General features: G+C 71.9%; 13 protein-coding genes. 5 read left to right on the top strand and 8 right to left on the bottom strand.

Features of this window, described 5'->3' with window-relative positions; all coding sequences use genetic code 11:
• Positions 1-98: 98 nt before the first annotated feature.
• From rbsD to ACFRKB_RS19925, 5 genes are all read right to left on the bottom strand, one after another.
• On the bottom strand, positions 99-485 hold the full coding sequence (rbsD, locus tag ACFRKB_RS19905) for a D-ribose pyranase (RefSeq protein WP_383107370.1): 387 nt from the start codon (positions 483-485) through the stop codon (positions 99-101).
• Positions 482-1,471 carry a ribokinase gene (locus ACFRKB_RS19910; protein WP_383107371.1) on the bottom strand — a complete coding sequence of 330 codons (990 nt, stop codon included), beginning with the start codon at positions 1,469-1,471 and terminating at the stop codon, positions 482-484. The genes rbsD and ACFRKB_RS19910 overlap by 4 nt, the downstream gene beginning before the upstream one ends.
• A gap of 94 nt (positions 1,472-1,565) precedes the next feature.
• Positions 1,566-3,551 carry an ABC transporter permease/substrate-binding protein gene (locus ACFRKB_RS19915; RefSeq protein ID WP_383107373.1) on the bottom strand — a complete coding sequence of 662 codons (1,986 nt, stop codon included), beginning with the start codon at positions 3,549-3,551 and terminating at the stop codon, positions 1,566-1,568.
• Positions 3,541-5,097: a sugar ABC transporter ATP-binding protein gene (locus ACFRKB_RS19920; RefSeq protein ID WP_383107374.1), complete on the bottom strand. Its 1,557-nt coding sequence runs from the start codon at positions 5,095-5,097 to the stop codon at positions 3,541-3,543. The genes ACFRKB_RS19915 and ACFRKB_RS19920 overlap by 11 nt, the downstream gene beginning before the upstream one ends.
• On the bottom strand, positions 5,094-6,158 hold the full coding sequence (locus ACFRKB_RS19925) for a LacI family DNA-binding transcriptional regulator (RefSeq protein WP_383107375.1): 1,065 nt from the start codon (positions 6,156-6,158) through the stop codon (positions 5,094-5,096). The genes ACFRKB_RS19920 and ACFRKB_RS19925 overlap by 4 nt, the downstream gene beginning before the upstream one ends.
• A 603-nt stretch (positions 6,159-6,761) precedes the next feature.
• Between ACFRKB_RS19925 and ACFRKB_RS19930 the strand changes: the two genes are divergently transcribed.
• Entirely contained in the window at positions 6,762-7,265 is a 504-nt protein-coding gene (locus tag ACFRKB_RS19930) for an ATP-binding cassette domain-containing protein (RefSeq protein WP_383107634.1), read from the top strand.
• Here the strand turns inward: ACFRKB_RS19930 and ACFRKB_RS19935 are convergent.
• Positions 7,210-7,962, bottom strand: coding sequence for a thioesterase II family protein (locus ACFRKB_RS19935; RefSeq protein WP_383107377.1), 753 nt, complete (start codon positions 7,960-7,962; stop codon positions 7,210-7,212). The two genes, ACFRKB_RS19930 and ACFRKB_RS19935, sit on opposite strands and share 56 nt — an antisense overlap.
• Positions 7,963-8,294: 332 nt before the next feature.
• Between ACFRKB_RS19935 and ACFRKB_RS19940 the strand changes: the two genes are divergently transcribed.
• The gene (locus ACFRKB_RS19940) at positions 8,295-8,744 is read left to right on the top strand and encodes an SPX domain-containing protein (RefSeq protein WP_383107378.1); all 450 of its coding nucleotides are present in this window, start codon (positions 8,295-8,297) and stop codon (positions 8,742-8,744) included.
• A gap of 249 nt (positions 8,745-8,993) precedes the next feature.
• Here the strand turns inward: ACFRKB_RS19940 and ACFRKB_RS19945 are convergent, their stop codons facing one another.
• Together ACFRKB_RS19945 and ACFRKB_RS19950 are read right to left on the bottom strand one after the other, a co-directional pair.
• The gene (locus tag ACFRKB_RS19945) at positions 8,994-9,662 is read right to left on the bottom strand and encodes a response regulator transcription factor (protein ID WP_383107380.1); all 669 of its coding nucleotides are present in this window, start codon (positions 9,660-9,662) and stop codon (positions 8,994-8,996) included.
• The gene (locus tag ACFRKB_RS19950; RefSeq protein WP_383107381.1) at positions 9,650-10,861 is read right to left on the bottom strand and encodes a sensor histidine kinase; all 1,212 of its coding nucleotides are present in this window, start codon (positions 10,859-10,861) and stop codon (positions 9,650-9,652) included. The genes ACFRKB_RS19945 and ACFRKB_RS19950 overlap by 13 nt, the downstream gene beginning before the upstream one ends.
• Before the next feature lie 291 nt (positions 10,862-11,152).
• Here ACFRKB_RS19950 and ACFRKB_RS19955 point away from each other — a divergent pair, with 291 nt between their 5' ends.
• The 3 genes from ACFRKB_RS19955 to ACFRKB_RS19965 all read left to right on the top strand — a co-directional run bounded on the left by ACFRKB_RS19955 (position 11,153) and on the right by ACFRKB_RS19965 (position 16,431).
• Positions 11,153-11,971, top strand: coding sequence for an ABC transporter ATP-binding protein (locus tag ACFRKB_RS19955; RefSeq protein ID WP_383107383.1), 819 nt, complete (start codon positions 11,153-11,155; stop codon positions 11,969-11,971).
• Between the two features lie 5 nt (positions 11,972-11,976).
• The gene (locus tag ACFRKB_RS19960; protein WP_383107384.1) at positions 11,977-14,745 is read left to right on the top strand and encodes an ABC transporter permease; all 2,769 of its coding nucleotides are present in this window, start codon (positions 11,977-11,979) and stop codon (positions 14,743-14,745) included.
• 276 nt (positions 14,746-15,021) lie between these two features.
• Complete coding sequence (locus tag ACFRKB_RS19965) at positions 15,022-16,431, top strand: serine hydrolase domain-containing protein (RefSeq protein WP_383107635.1); 1,410 nt, start codon at positions 15,022-15,024, stop codon at positions 16,429-16,431.
• Positions 16,432-16,641 lie beyond the last annotated feature (210 nt).

Consider the following 16,641-nt stretch of genomic DNA (forward strand, 5'->3'; position numbering starts at 1 on the left):
GCCCCTGTCGAGACTGGGCCCTGTCACAGGAGCCACGTGGTGCGGCCCGGCGGTGCGGCCCGGCGGTATGGCTCAGCCGCGCGGCTCAGCGGCGCCGCTCAGAAGAACACCCCGCAGCGCAGCAGCACATTCGCGTACGGCCGTGCCTCCCCGGTGCGTACGATCAGGCGCGCGCCCGCCGACAGCGCCTTCAGCTCCTCGTGCGGGACGAAACCGAGACCGGGCAGCGCCGCCAGCAGCCGCGCCGCCTCCGGGTTCGCCTCGCGGACCTCGTGGGCCGCCGTCGCGCCCTCCACGACCAGCTCCGTCAGCAGACCGTCGAGTACGTCGGCGAACCGCGGCACCCCGGCCCGGAACGCCAGATCCACTACACGCGGGCCCTCGGGCAGGGGCATCCCCACATCGCAGACCAGGACACCGTCCCCGTGGCCCAGCTCGGCCAGGGCGCCCGCGAGATGGCGGTTCAGGATCCCGGACTTCTTCACTCGGGCACCCCCCGAGTCGGGCTGAGTACCGTCTGTCCCGGATCGATGACGTGCGGTTCCGGGGCGCGGTCCTGGGCCTCTCCGGCAAGCGACACCACCTCCGCCGCCGTCGGGAACGACACCTGCGCCCCCTCCTTCGTCACCGCGGCGGCCCCCACCCGCGCCGCGTAGGAGGCGGCCTCGACCAGGCTCTCGCCGGCGCCGAGCCGCCAGGCCAGCGCCGCGGTGAACGCGTCACCGGCCCCTGTCGTGTCCACGGCGCGCACGCGTACGGAAGGGACGAGCGCCGTCGTACGGTCGTCCGCCACCAGCGCCCCGCGCGCGCCCAGCGTGATCACCACCGAGCGGGGCCCCAGCGCGAGCAGCGCCCTCGCCCACTCCTCCGGGTCGTCGCCCACCGACGCGCCGAGCACCACCCGCGCCTCGTGCTCGTTCACGATCAGGGGGTCGCACGCCGCCAGGATCGCGGCCGGCAGGGGCACCGGGGGAGAAGGGTTCAGTACGAAGCGGCTGCCCGGCGCCAGACCCGCCACCACCTCCCCGACCGTCTCCAGCGGGATCTCCAGCTGCGCCGAGACCACCCGCGACGCCCGCAGCAGACCCGACGCGTCCCGGATGTCCGCCGCGGTCAGCCGGGCGTTGGCGCCCGGCGACACCACGATGCTGTTGTCCCCGGACGGATCCACCGTGATCAGCGCGACCCCGGTCGGCGCCCCGCCGGACAGCACCCCCGCCGTGTCGACGCCCGCCGAGCGCTGCGAGTCGAGCAGCAGCCGCCCGTGCGCGTCGTCGCCGACCCGGGCCAGCAGCGCCGTACGGGCTCCGAGGCGGGCGGCGGCGACCGCCTGGTTGGCGCCCTTGCCGCCCGGATGGACGGACAGGTCCGAGCCGAGCACGGTCTCACCGGGGCCGGGGCGCCGCTCGACACCGATCACCAGATCGGCGTTGGCCGACCCCACGACCAGCAGGTCGTAGTCGTACGTCACAGTCTTTCCGCCTCTTTCCCTGGAAGCCGTCGAGTCGTCTGGAAGCCGCCGGGTCGCCTGGAATCCGGCGCATGGTCCGGAATCCGGCGAGTGGTCAGGAGTAGTCGGCGACATTCTTCGCCGTGACCACCTTGACCGGCACCTTCACCGTCGAGGCGATCTCCTCGCCCCGCGCGGCCTTGATGGCGTTGAGCACGGCGAGCCGGCCCAGTTCCGCCGGCTGCTGGGCCACCGAGGCGTAGAGCGTGCCCGCCTCGACCGCCTTCAGACCGTCGGGTGTGCCGTCGAAGCCGACGACCGGGATCGACGTACCCGCCTTGGAGCCCAGCGCCTTGATCGCTCCGAGCGCCATCTCGTCATTCTCGGCGAAGACCCCGTTCACCCCGCTGTGCGCCTGGAGCATGTTGGTCATCACATCGAGCCCCTTGGTGCGGTCGAAGTCCGCGGGCTGCCGCGCCACGACCTTGATGCCGGGGTACGCGTTGATCCCCTCGGCGAAGCCCTGGCCGCGCTCACGGCTGGCCGAGGTGCCCGCCGTGCCCTGGAGGATCACGATCTGTCCCTTGCCGCCGAGCTTCTCCGCCAGTGTCTTCGCCGCCTGCCTGCCGCCCGCCACATTGTCGGAGGCGACCAGCGTGGCGATGTCCGCCTTGTTGACACCGCGGTCGGCGGCGATCACCGGGATGCCGGCCTTGTCGGCCGCCCGTACGGACGGTCCCGCCGCGTCCGAGTCGACCGGGTTGACGATCACCGACGACATGGCCCCGCTGGTGAAGTTCTGTATCTGATTGGCCTGTTGGGACGCGTCGTTCTGCGCGTCGGTCACGGTGAGCTCGACGCCCTTGGCCTTCGCCTCGGCCTCCGCGCCCGCCTTCAGCTGGACGAAGAACGGGTTGTTGAGGGTGGAGAGGGACAGGCCGAGCTTGGTCCCGCCGCCGGAGGAGCCGTTGTTCCAGAGGGAGACACCACCGATGACGGCGGCCACCAGCACCGCGGCGACCGTGTACTTCACGGCCCGCGCGCCCTTACGGCCCGCGCCTCCAGAGCCGCCCGCGCCTCCCGTACCGGACGCGCCGGAGGCCGCCGCCGACGCCCCGGCGCGGGAGCGCGCCGTGTCGAGCAGCACCGCGAGCGCGATGACGACACCGATGACGACCTGCTGCCAGAACGCCGACACCGACAGCAGGTTGAGACCGTTGCGCAGCACCGCCAGGATCAGCGCGCCGATGAGCGTGCCGGACGCCTTGCCGACACCGCCCGACAGACTGGCGCCGCCGATGACGACCGCGGCGATGGCGTCGAGTTCGTACCCCTGCGCGGCCTGCGGCTGCGCCGAGGAGAGCCGGGAGGCCAGGACGATACCGGCGACCGCGGCGAACAGCCCCGACAGCGCGTAGACGGCGACCTTCTGCCGCTTCACGCGCAGCCCGGACAGCCGAGCCGCCTCCTCGTTGCCGCCGATCGCGTACATCGAGCGGCCCAGGTACGTACGGCTCAGGATCAGGGCGGTGAGCAGTCCCATCGCCACCATCACGAGGACGGGCACCGGCAGCCGGCCGCCGAGCGTGTCCCCGATCCGCGAGACGGAGCCGGGGAAGGGGATCGGGCTGCCCTGCGAGATCACCAGGGACAGACCGCGGCCCACCGAGAGCATCGCCAGCGTGGCGATGAACGGCGGCAGTTTGCCGTACGAGACGAGCGCCCCGTTGACGAGCCCGCACGCGATGCCGGTGCCCACGGCGAGCACGACGGCCAGCCAGACCGGCACGCCCTCCGATGTCGCCGACCAGGCCAGCACGGTCGCCGAGAGCGCCGCCACCGAGCCGACCGAGAGGTCGATGCCCGCGGTGACGATGACGAACGTGACACCGAACGCGAGGATCGCGGTCACGGCCGCCTGCACACCGACATTGAGCAGGTTCTGGGTGGTCAGGAAGTCGCCCGACAGCAGCGACATCGCCACCACCAGAACGACCAGGGCGCTCAGCGCGCCGTTGTCGAGCAGGAGCCGGCGGACCGTCCGGGCGCCTCTGCCACCGCCGCCGCCATCTGTTGTGTTCTTGAGCGTGTCAGTGGCCACGGGAGCCCTCCACCCCTTCTTCCTCGTCGTCCTCGCCGATCGCCGGTCCGGATGGGCGCGCGGCGCCGACGGCCAGCGCCATCACCGCGTCCTGTGTCGCTTCGTCGGCCGTGAGTTCGCCGGCGATCCGGCCCCCGGCCATCACCAGCACCCGGTCGCTCATGCCCAGTACTTCCGGCAGATCGCTGGAGACCATCAGCACGGCGTGACCGGCGGCGGTGAGTTCGTTGATGAGTTCGTAGATCTCGACCTTCGCGCCGACGTCGATACCCCGCGTCGGCTCGTCGAGGATCAGCACCTTGACCTCGGCCAGCAGCCATTTGCCGATGACGACCTTCTGCTGATTGCCGCCGGACAGGGTGCGTACCCGCTGGCCGAGCCCCGCCATCCGGACGCCGAGCTGTCCGGCGATCCGCGCGGCGGCGGTGTGCTGCGCCGCGCGGTCCACCAGCCCGGCGCGGGTCGCCGAACGCAGGGTGACCAGACCGAGGTTCTCCTCCACGGACGCGTCGAGCAGCAGGCCCTGGCCCTTGCGGTCCTCCGGCACCAGACCGATCCCGGCGGCCATCGCCGCGCTCACGTCATGGCGCGGCAGCGCGGCGCCCGCCACCCGCACCGAGCCCGTGTCGTAGTGGTCCGCGCCGAAGACCGCCCGTACGACCTCCGTACGGCCCGCGCCCACCAGCCCCGCGATGCCCACGACTTCACCGGCGCGTACCTCGAAGCCCACGTCGCGGAAGACGCCCTCCCTGGTCAGTCCGGTGACCGACAGCAGGGCGGTACCGGGCTCCGCGGCCCGGCGCGGATACTGCTGGTCGATATCGCGGCCCACCATGAGGCGTACGAGTTCGTCCTCGGACGTCGACGCGGGCACCTGCCCGACGCTGCGGCCGTCGCGCAGGACGGTGACCCGGTCGCCGAGCGCCGCGATCTCCTCCAGATGGTGGGTGATGAAGACGATGCCCACGCCGTCCTCGCGCAGTGCGCGCACGATCCGGAAGAGCTTGTCGACCTCCTCGGAGGTCAGCACGGCCGTCGGCTCGTCCATCACCAGTACCCGGGCGTCCAGGCTGAGCGCCTTGGCGATCTCGACCATCTGGAGCCGGGCGATGCCCAGTTCACGCACCTTGGTGTGCGGCGGGGTGGTGACTCCGACGCGCTCCAGCAGCTCGGCCGCGTCCGACTCCATCTTCTTGCGGTCGACCAGACCGAAGCGGCGCGGCTGGCGGCCCAGGAAGATGTTCTCGGCCACGGTCAGATCGGGGACCAGGTTGAACTCCTGGTAGATCGTGGCGATTCCCAGCCGTTCCGCGTCCTGTGCGCCGTGGATACGGACCTCCTGCCCGCCGACGAGGACGCGTCCGGCGTCCGGACGGTAGGCACCGGAGAGCATCTTGATCAGGGTGCTCTTGCCGGCGCCGTTCTCGCCGAGCAGCACATGCACTTCGCCGCGGCGCAGATCGAAGTCCACGCTGTCGAGCGCGACCACGCCGGGAAAGGTCTTGCGTATCCCTTCGACACGCAGCAACTCGTCCGGGTGACTCACGGGTTGCTCCTTCGTGTTCGTGCTGACGGGGCGGGGGCCGAGGGGTCCGGACGCCGGGGAGCCGATGGCGACCGCGCGCCGCAGGAGCGGCGTACGACCAGCCGGGCGGGGAGTGTGACGGACGGCGGGACCCGGCCGGCGATGCGCTCGGCGAGCGCCCGTACGGCGGCCCGGCCCAGCTCGTCCGTCGGCTGCGCGATGGCCGTGATCGGCGGATCCGTGTGCACGAACCAGGGGATGTCGTCGAAGGCCGCGAGGGCGATGTCGTCCGGGACGCTGAGCCCCCGGGCGCGGATCGCGTCGAGCGCGCCGAGAGCCATCAGATTGTCCGCCGCGAACACGGCGTCGGGAGGCTCGGGCAGATCGAGGAAGCACTCGGCGGCCCGGCGTCCGCTCTCGGCCTGGAAGTCGCCCTGGCCGATATACGCGTCGGGCAGCGCGACCCCGTGCTCGCCCAGCGCCGCGCGGAAGGCCTCGACGCGTTCGCTGCCGGTGGTGGTGGTCGCGGGGCCCGCGATGATCGCGAGCCTGCGATGGCCGATCCGCAGCAGATGGGCGACCAGTTCACTGACGGCGGCGCGGCCGTCGGACCGTACGACGGGCACGTCGACGCCCGGGATCCACCGGTCCACGAAGACGAGCGGGGTCGCGGCACGCACCGCGTCGAGTATCAGCGGCGAACCGCGGTCGGTGGGCGACACCAGCAGCCCGTCGATCCGCCGGTCGAGCAGCGTACGGACGTGGTGGTCCTGCAACTCGGGCCGCTCGTCGGCGTTTCCGATGATCACGCTGTAGCCCAGCGTCCGCGCCTCCTCCTCGACCGCGCGGGCCAGCGAGGTGAAGTACGGATTGAGCACATCGCTGATGACCAGGCCGAGCGTGCGGGTCTGGTCGGTGCGCAGGGACCGGGCCACGGCGTTGGGCCGGTAGCCCAGCGCGGCGACGGCGGCGAGCACCCGGGCGCGGGACGCGGCGCTGACCGACGGATGGTCGTTGAGTACCCGCGACACCGTGGCGACGGACACGCCTGCCTCGGCCGCGACATCCTTGATGCCCGCCATCGTCGGTCCACCTCCTCGTGGAATCGATTACACGGAGGATTGGAATCGATTACACGAGCGGAAGGCAAGACCTGGGGGGCACCCCGAGACCGGATCGTAATGATCACTGCGAGGGGCCCGTGCCGGTGCCCCCGCGTCGCGCACGCCTGGCCGCGTCCGCTGGACGGCGCACGCGGGGGCGGTCGGCGGATCCCGGCGGGCGGTCGGCGGATCCCGGCGGGTGGTGGGCGGATCCCGGCGGGTGGTGGGCGGGTCGGGCGATGGGGGCTTTTCTGGGACGCGTCATGCGGGCCGAAAGGTTGAGCGGGGAATGGCGCGTGGCCGATAGCGCGGGCAATTCGACTGCTTCGCGCCGTCGCGGGTGCCCGCACTACGTTCTCGGGTGAGGCAGCTGTACCCTCAATTCACTTGTGGACCCCCCTGTTCCGCGTTGCTCGGTATCGGTATCTTTGCCGCGTCTGATGCGCCGGCGGACAGGTGCGGGGTGCGGATTCATTTCGCCGTGACAGCGCGATAAAGGGGAGAGTTTCGATGATGCACGTGGATTCGAGCCAATCGATCGAGCGCGTGTCCGAAGTTGTCGCCCTCGAAAATGTCACGATGATGTACGGCACGAGACCCCGGGCCGTTTACGCCCTGAGGAATGTCAGCCTGGCCGTGAGAGGTGGGGTGTTTCTCGCGGTAATGGGCGAGGGCAGCCCCGGTAAGACCACGCTGCTGAAGTGTCTTTCCGGCGAGATCCAGCCGTCCTCCGGGGTGGTGCGCCGCGGCCCCGTGAGCGGGGACCGGGACGGACCGCTGGTGTCCTGGGTGGACGGGCCCGGAGGGACGGGCTCCGTCGCGGCGGCGGTCGCGCTCGGGGCGCGTCTGCTGCTCGCCGACGAGGCGTCGGAGGAGTCCGGCGCGGCGCTGCGCCGGGCGGTGAAGGGGCATGGCGTCGCGGCGGTGATGTCGACCTCGGCGCCGGCGGTGGCCGCGCGCGCCGACGCCGTGGTGTTCCTGCGGGACGGGGGCGTGGTCGATCTGGTCGCCGGGGCGGGCCCCGACATGATCAGCGACTGTCTGGAGCGCTCCGGCCGGAGCGGTGAGGCCCCGAGCCTGAGCTGAGCACCCGTCCGACGATGTCCAGCAGCGGGCCCGCGTCATGCAGGAAGAAGTGGTCGCCCGCCAGCTCGTACAGCTCGAACGCCCCTCCGGCGTGCCGCGACCACGCCTTGACCTCTCGCGGACCCGCCTCCGGATCGTCCGTGCCCGCGAACGCGGTCAGCGGCACCGGCAGCACCGCGGCGGGATCCGGCAGACCGGTCTCCGCCAGGGTGAAGTCCGCCCGCAGTGTGGGCAGCATCAGCTCGATCAGCTCGGGGTTGTTCAGGAACTCCGCCGGAGCCCCGTTCATCTCCCGTATCTCCGCCAGCAGTTCGGGATCGGGCAGCGTATGCCGCTGAACGGGGCCCGGAACCGGCACACATCCCGAGACGAGGACATGTCCGGGGCGCACCTCCCCCCGCGCGCACAGATACTCGGCGAGCGCGAACGCGATCTCCCCGCCCATGCTGTGGCCGAAGAACGCGAACGGCTTGTCGAACCAGCCGGCCAGCCGGTCGGCCAGCAGCGGCACCAGATCCGTCACCCGGGTGTGCGGAGGCTCGCTGAACCGCTCCTCCCGGCCGGGGAGCAGCACCGGACAGACCTCCACGCTCTCGTCCAAGTGCCCTGCCCAGGAACGGAAGACGCTGGAGCCGCCGCCCGCGTAAGGGAAGCAGAACAGCCGTATGTCCGCCGCGGGCCGTGGCGGTCTGGACACCACCCAGCGTGGTGCGCGCCGGGGTGCGGAAGGTCGGTTCTGAGGCACGGTACGTCACCTTCGCCGGAGGTCGGGATGGGGGCGGGAGCGGGACATGGCGGCATGGTCTCACCGCCGCGCGGCGTCCGGCAGACCTTTAAGCCTGGACGTAACTGCCGTGCTGGGGACGGGTGTCAGGGCGCCGGCGCGGCGCGCTGAACCCGCGATGGTGGTGCAGGTGCCACCCCGGTCCGGGTACGCGGTGTACTGACCTGAACCCCGGTGGCCCGCGACGATGGAGGCAGACGGCGCGGCTCGACCGCGATACGACGGGCACGAGTGGGAGCACTTCCATGGCGGACACAGCCCAGAGGACAGCCATCGGCGGCACGCACGCCGGTCGTGACCCCGACGCGCGGCGGCCGGGGCAGGGGCCACGGCGGACCGCCGTCAGGGCGCTGCTCGCCGCCCTCGTCGTCGTACCGGCGATGCTCGGTATGGCCGCCTGCGAGGGGCCGGAGAACGCCAAGAGCCGTGGAGACGCGTGCGAGAAGATCCTCGCCAAGTCCGCGAACTTCTCGGATTCGAAGGACCCGGAGGCCGCGGAGAAGGAACTCAAGGATCTCGCCGACGAGATCGCACAGCTGGCCGAGGACACCGACGACGAGAAGCTCCGTGAGGCCGCGAAGGAATTACGCAGCGTCTCTCCCGGCGGCCGTGATCCCGACTCGGTCGGCGAAATCGTCTCGGAGACCACCAAGCGGATCAAAATTATCCGCAACACCTGCATCTCGTTCGGCTGATACGCGACGGCCGATGTGCGGCGGCACAGATGCGGCGACCGGAATACGGCGACTCAAGTACGGCCAGTGAAGCACGGCCGCTGAAGCACGGCGACTGAAGCATGGCGACCGAGAAACGAGCATGCACCCCAGAAGCCGGGATTCCCACGGCTGTTCATTCCCCCGTCGTGGCAGTGTGGAATCCCCGCCCCGGGCCTCCGGAGTCTCCCCCGTCTCCGGATGGCCCGGGGTTTTCCGCTGCCCGAAGCGCTATGCGGAGCTCTCCGGCGCGTTATTGCCCAGATAGGCCAGTACGGCCAGCACGCGGCGGTGGACGGTTCCGCCCTCGGGCGGCAGTCCGAGCTTGTCGAAGACCCCACGGATGTGTTTGCTGACCGCCCGTTCGGTGATGACCAGCCGCTCCGCGATGGCCCCGTTGGCGAGCCCCTGCGCCATCATCTCCAGCACCTCGTGCTCACGCGGCGTCAGCGCCTGCAACGGCCGTGCGGCGGCCTTCTGGCTGAGGATCTCGGTGACCACCTCGGGGTCGAGGGCCGTTCCGCCGGTGGTGATGCGCTCCAGCGCCTCCAGGAACTGCTCCACCCGCCCGACCCGGTCCTTGAGCAGATAGCCGATGCCGCGCGCGCCCTGGGCCAACAGCTCGGCCGCGTACGTCTGTTCGACGTACTGGGAGAGCACCAGGATCGGCAGGTCGGGGAGTTCGCTCCGGGCCTGTACCGCCGCGCGCAGCCCCTCGTCGCGGAAGGTCGGCGGCAGCCGTACGTCCAGCACCGCCGCGTCCGGCCGGTGCTCGCGCAGCGCCGGCATCACCTCGGGACCGGCGGCGCACGTCGCCACCACGTCATGGCCGTTGCTGGTCAGCAGCAGGACCATGCCCTCACGTAAGAGGGCGTTGTCCTCCGCGATCACGATCCGCAAGGAAGCTCCACTTTCAGCTTGGTCGGCCCACCGCGTGGGCTGGACAGGCTCGCCGTGCCATCGAGCGCGGCGACGCGCCGGCGGATGCCGATCAGCCCACTGCCCTCGTGCTCGTCGGCGCCACCGCGGCCGTTGTCGGCCACGATGACCCTCAGTATGCCGTTGCCCCGGGTGAAGCGCACCGACGCCTGGGTGGCCCGGGAATGCTTCCGGATATTGGTCAGCCCCTCGGCCACCACGAAGTACGCCGCCGCCTCGACCGCGGCGGGCAGCCGGAAGGAGTTCTCGACCGAGCCGAGGCCCATCTCCACCGGGATCTCCGAGGACGCCGCCAACGCGCGGACCGCACCGGCCAGTCCACGGTCGGTCAGCACCGGCGGATGCACCGTACGCACCACATGCCGCAGATCCGCCAGCGTGGACTCCACGCCCGACTGCGCCTCGTCCAGCCGGGCCAGCGCCGCGTCCGGATTCGTCCGCACCAGCTGCTTGGCCAGCCCGATCCGCATCGACAGCGCCACCAGCTGCGCCTGTACGCCGTCGTGCAAGTCCCTCTCGATACGGCGCAGTTCCGCGCTGTGTGCCTCCACCGCGCCCGCCCTGCTCTCCGACAGCTCCGCGATCCGGTCCACCAGCCGGGCCGACGGCTTCGGACGCAGCAGCGCCGCGCTCCACGCGGCCTGGGTGTCGGCGAGCGTGCCGAGCCGGTGCAGCACCAGCGGGGTACGGGGCTTGGCGGGCGTACCGTACGTGTCCTCGCGGCGCCGGGCGACCGCGCCGCCCACCCCCATGTTGAGCCCGTCCACCACCAGACCGACCACCCACACCAGGATGGCCACCGCGCAGAACAGCAGGGTGATGATGATCTGTAACGGCAGCCAGCGCGCGTCGCGCCAGGTGCCGGGGTCCGTCAGCGACAGCCGCAGCCGGTCCGCGGGCACGCCGTCGAGCGGCAGATACTGCTCGGCGACCGGCGCACGGAGCCGTGTACCGGCCCGCACCCGCTCGTATCCGGCCAGTCTGCGGAGTAATCGCACGAGATCGGGCCAGGCGGGAGCGCCGATGATGAGCGCCATGAAGACCAGCCCCAGCGGTACGGCGGCGGCCATCAGGAAGCACATGGAGGCCACGGGCAGGGCGAGCACCAGATAGTACGTGTCATGCCAGGAACGCTGGAGTTGAGTGGCGAAGTCACGCACGGCGGCTCCCTGGGGGCAGGACGGTCGTCCGGGGCGGAACGGGCGTGGCGTCCGGTGGACGACGGACCCCGCTGATCACGGTAGTGGGAATCGGCCGTCGGCGAGGTACGTCCGTCACCCCAGCCGGGGTGACGCAGGCTGAACCCCAGGACGGGTGTGCGCTCCATCGTGCCGGAGCCGACCGCTCCGTACCGTTCTCACCAGGACGAACAAGCCATCCGGCGGGGCGGTGGGGCCGGCTGGCACGGACCCGGCCGCACCTCGGCCGTACAGCCTGGAAGGCGCACACACATGGTCAGGCTTCGCACGGGGAAACGTGCCACGGCGAGAAGTGGCACCCAGGGGGCCTCGAACAGTGCCGCCCCCGGCCCGGCGGCGGCGCTGACACTGGACTCCGTCACGCGCCGCTACCGGCGCAACGGCACCCATGTGAACGCCCTGGACGGTGTCAGCGTGACCGTCGGGCGCGGCACGTTCCTGGCGGTCATGGGCCGCTCCGGATCCGGCAAGACGACCTTCCTCCAGTGCTGCGCCGGCCTCGACCAGCCCACGTCCGGCACGGTCCGGCTCGGAGACATCGATCTGTCGCGGCTCAGCGAGGCCGCGCTCACCAGGCTGCGCCGGGAGCGGATCGGCTTCGTGTTCCAGGCACTCAATCTGGTGCCCTCGCTCAGCGTCCGGGAGAACACCTCGCTGCCCCTGCTGCTGGCCGGCGAACGCCCCGACAGCCCCGCCGTACGCGAACGCGCCCTCCAGGTACTGGAGTCGGTCGGGCTCGCCGACCGCGCCGAGGACTCGCCACTGCGGCTCTCCGGCGGCCAGCAGCAGCGGGTCGCCATCGCCCGCGCGCTGGTCACCGACCCCGCCGTGATCTTCGCGGACGAGCCGACCGGCGCGCTCGACCCGGTCACCGCGCGGGACGTGCTCGTCCTCCTGCGCGACGCGGTGGACCGGCAGGGGCACACCGTCGTGATGGTCACCCATGACGCGCACGCCGCGTCCTGGACGGACGAGGCCCTCTTCATCGAGGCGGGGCGGATCGTCGGCCGGCTGCCCAACCCCGACGCGGACGCCGTGACGCGGATGCTGACCGAGCTCAGGGAAGGGTGAGGGGCGTGCCGCTCGGATCCCGTACGCTCCCCGGCGCCGACCCGGCGCGGCCGGCCGGCCCGGACACGACGGCCCGGCACCACGACAGCCCGTCCCGCACCCGCCGTATCGCCCGCTTCCTCGCCGCCCGCTCGATGCGGACCCACACCAAGGCGTGGACGGCGGTGTTCGCGGCCCTGCTGCTCACCTCGCTCGTGCTCGGCAGCTTCGGTCTCGCCGTACTCTCCGCCGCCCTCGGCCACGCGAGCGTGGAGCGCTACGGCGCCGCCGCGGCGGTCGTCGCGGGCGACCAGGAGACGCGCTTCACCGCCAAGCCCTGGGGATCCAAGCCCCAGACGCAGACGGCGGCGCTCACCGAGCGGGTGCGGGTGCCGCGCTCGGTGCTGCCCCGGATCGAGGCCGTCCCCGGCGTACGGGCGGCCATCGCCGACGACACCTTCCCGGTCGCGCTGACCCGCGCGGACGGCTCGCTCGTGGCCGGCCCGGACAGCGACTCCGGCGCCTCCCCGGTCTACGGACACACCTGGCACGCCGCCGCGCTCGCGCCGTTCACACTCCGCGACGGCCGGGCCCCGGCAGGACCGGAACAGGTCGTCCTGGACGGTGACCTCGCCGCACGGGCCGGTGTCCGCGTCGGCGACGAGGTACGGCTCCAGTCCACGGGCGCGCCCGACACGTACCGCGTCTCCGGCGTCGCGGCGCCCGAGGGGCGGGCGGACGACAGCGGGCTCGGCAACCAGGGGGCCGTCTTCTTCAGCGACGAGCGGGCCCGCCTCCTCGCCGGCCACCCGGAGACCACCGACGCCATCGGCGTACTCGCCGACCCCGGCGTCGGCGCCGGCACCCTCCATTCCCGGCTGCGGGAAGCGCTGGACGGTGCGGAGCCCGCCCGCAGCGCCGCCGCCGACACGCGCTACAAGGACGACAACACCTCCCTGCGCGTACTGACCGGAAACGGCCGGGGCGAACCGGAGTTCGTCACATCCGCCCCGAGCCGGATGAGTCTGCTGGCGCTGCTCGGCTCGGTCTGCTCGCTCGTCGTGCTGATCGCCCTGCTCGTCGTCTCCAGCACGGTCGCCCAGGCGATCCACCAGCGCTCCCGGGAGATGGCGCTGCTGCGCGCGGTGGGCGCGACCCCGCGGCAACTGCGCGCCATGGTCAGCCGGGAGGTCAATGTGGTGGCCGCGACCGCCGCCGTGGCCGGCGCGTTCGGTGCGGTACCGGTGTTCCTGGCGCTGATCAAGATGCTGCGGACGCGCGGCGCGGTGCCGGTCGGGCTCGAACTGCCCACCCCCTTCTGGATGTACGCGGCCCCGCTGGTCACCGGCGCGCTGACGGTGCTGGTGGCCAGGATCGCCGCCGCGATCGCCTGCCGCCGGATCGCGAAGGTGCGCCCCGCGCAGGCGATGGGCGAGGCCCAGAGCGACGCGGAACAGTTCAGCCGCGGCCGGGGCGTCACCGGCGTTGTGGTGCTGGTGCTGGGGTTCGGCGCGGCCGGCACCGCGGTGCTCCAGTTCGGCGAACTGGCCGCGATGGCGGCCAGCAGCGCGGCCGTGTCCCTGGTCATCGCGTGCGCGCTGCTCGGGCCCTGGATCGCGCGGAGCGCCATGCGGGTGCTCGGCGTGCCCGCGGAGCGGCTGGGCGGCGCGGGCGGCTATCTCGCCGCCGCCGCGTCCCGGGCCAACTCCCGTCGGCTGGGCGCCGCGATCACCCCGATCGTGCTCGTGGTGGCCTTCGCCGGGGTCCAGCTCTCGGCCGGCGCGACCCTCGACACGCAGGGCGGCAGACAGGCCGGCCAGGCCATGCGGGCGGAGTTGGCCGTCACCACGGACGGGCCGGGCATCCCGGAGGGGACGGTGCGCCGCGTCAAGGAGGTGCCAGGTGTGGCGGCGGCCTCCGGGGTGCTGCACAGTACGGTCGTACTGGCCCGCAAGGAAGCCGGGGAGCCGAGGCTGGACCGGCTGCCGGTGATGGCCCTCGATCCCTCGGCGCTGCCCGCCACCATCGACCCGAAGGTGACCTCGGGCGATCTCGGCGACCTGCGCGCGGGCACCGTCGCGGTGGGGGAGGAGCGCGCGCGGGCGCTGGACCTGGACATCGGCTCCAAGGTCACGGTGCGCTACGGCGACGGCGCGAACGTGGCGCTGACCGTGGCCGCGGTGTACGAACGGTCCCTGGCGCTCGGCGACTTCCTGTTCGCCCCCGCCGAACTGGCCCCGCACCTGGCCGCGCCGCTGAACACACGCGTCCTGCTGAGCCTGGCGCCCGGAGCCGCCGCCCAGGACGTGAAGGCGGCGGTCCAGCGCGTGCTGACGGGCGCCGCTCCCGGGGCGACGGTCGCGGAGCAGCCGAAGGGCGAGCACCTCCAGACGGAGGACCGCGGCGTCGGCCAGGTCATCTCCGTCGTCGCGGTGAGTGTGATCGGCGGCTTCACGATCATCGCCGTGCTCAGCACGCTGGTGCTCATCATGGTCGGCCGCCGCCAGGAAGTGATCCTGCTGCGGCTGGTGGGCGCGGGCCGGCGGCAGATCTGCTGGATGCTCAGGATCGAGGCGATGACCGTGATGCTCGTGGGGCTGGTGGTGGGCACGGTGACCGCGCTCGTCCCGCTGGTCGCCTTCAGTCTCGCGATGACCGGATCCTGGCCCTACCTCCCGCCGATCCAGGCAGGACTGATCGTGCTGGCCGTGGTCGTCACCGCCGGAGCGGGGTACGTGCTGCCGCTGAAATCCGTGTTGCGCAAACGGCCGCCGACAAGCGTCGGCCGAGGCTGACACGCCGTGGACCGGAGGGGGCCCGGAGGCCGCCCGGGGCCGAGAGGGTCCGGAGGCCGCCCGGGACCCTTCGGGAGGCCGCACACAGCCCCCGGAAGTCTTCGTGATCAGGCCTCTGGGCTGGGTGTTTACAACAGCACTTAAATCCTTGTTCGAGCCTTCACCTCTGCTGAAGAATCCTTTTCGTGCGGTCGACTGCGCGCAGCTGAAGCGGTCGGCCGCCGTGCCGAGCGGTACACGCCGGACTTCGCACAGTGAAGAAGGAGCTTGTTCGCAGTGTTGGGGATCATCGCGGAAGAGAAGGTCAGTGGCGCTCCCTTCAGCCTTCCCCTCGACCGCCTCGGCTGTCTGGGCAGCCTGGGCGACGAGCACGGAGTGGTCGGCGGACAGCTGGCGGTGTACCACCAAGGCACCCTGCACACCTGGGAGTTCGGCGAGGAGGAGTACGGCGGCGGACGCCCCGTGCACCGTGACTCCGCCTTCCCCTACGGCTCCGCCACCAAGGCGCTGACCGCGGCCTCCGTACTCCAGCTGGTCTCCGACGGCGACCTCGACCTGAACCTTCCGGTGCGCACCTGGCTCGATGAACGGGGCCTCGCCGGAAACCATCCCGGCCTCGACGCCACGCTCCGTCAACTCCTCAGCCATACGGCCGGGTTGCCTTCCGACCACGACGACGAGGACGCCACCTCGCTGCGCCGCTGGCTGACCGGCTTCCTGGCCACCGGCCCGTCGGACGCGCCCGCGCACTGGCCCGCCCCCGGCTCCTTCTCCTACTCCAACGTCGGCTACGGAATCGCCGGCCGCGTCGTCGAGGCCGCCACCGGACTGACCTGGTGGCAGGCCGTACGCGACTACCTGCTGGCACCACTCGGCACCGGCATCGGCCTGCTGCCCGGCACCCCGCAGGACGGCGAGCCGGTGTGTGCGGTGTCCGGACACACCGCACACACCACCCCCGGCGGCGACCGCGTGGTGCACTCCGTGCACTGCTCCGCCGACCCGGGCTTCACCCCGGCGGGCGGGCTGGCCGGCAGCGCCGCCGACCTCGTCCGCTTCGCCCAACTGCATCTGGACGACCCCGGTGACCTGGACAGGGACGCCGTGGCCGACTCCGACGCGCTGCGCGAGATGGCCAGGCCGGTCGCCGGTGCGGAGCCCTTCGGACTGGCCGACGGCTGGGGTCTGGGCCTGGGCCACTTCGGCCCGGCGGAGGACCGCTGGCTCGGCCACGACGGAACGCTGGACGGCACCACCTGCCATCTGCGCATCCATCCGAAACAGGGGACCGTGGTCGCGCTGACGACCAACTCGGCCTCCGGACAAGGGCTGTGGGAGGCGGTGCTCGGCGAACTGCGGTCCGCGGGCTTCCCCGTCGGCGTCTACAGCGTGGTGCCGCCGTCCCCCGGATCCACGGCGGGATTCGCGGACTGCGCGGGCACCTACCGCAACGGCGACCTCGCCGTGACGGTCAGCCTCGACGACCGCAACATACTGCTGGAACTCCCCAACGGCGCACGGGACTCCGCCGCTTCCCACAGCGATCTGGTCTTCTCCAGCAGGCCGGGGGACGCGGGCGTGTTCCTCGGCAGATTCCTCAAGGACGCGACCACCGGGGACGTACGCGTCCTCCAGTACAGCGGCCGTACGCTGCTGCGCCAGCCGGTCGCGGCACAACCACACTGACCACCGCCGTGCCCGGCCGCGCGGAGCGGCCGGCCACGGCGGGTCAACCAGGCGGGGCGAACACACGCAGCAGAGCAGATGCGCGCGGAACCGGAGCGCGTCTGGCGGTCACGCACGCGCCATGACATCACACAGCGTGATGGAACAGGTGCTTTGGGTGTTCGTCACTTTCGGATCGGCATTCCGCACGCGGCACAGGCCACCCTCCCT

It is taken from the genome of Streptomyces scopuliridis (genome assembly GCF_042790125.1).
GTDB classification, from domain to species: Bacteria; Actinomycetota; Actinomycetes; order Streptomycetales; family Streptomycetaceae; genus Streptomyces; species Streptomyces scopuliridis_A.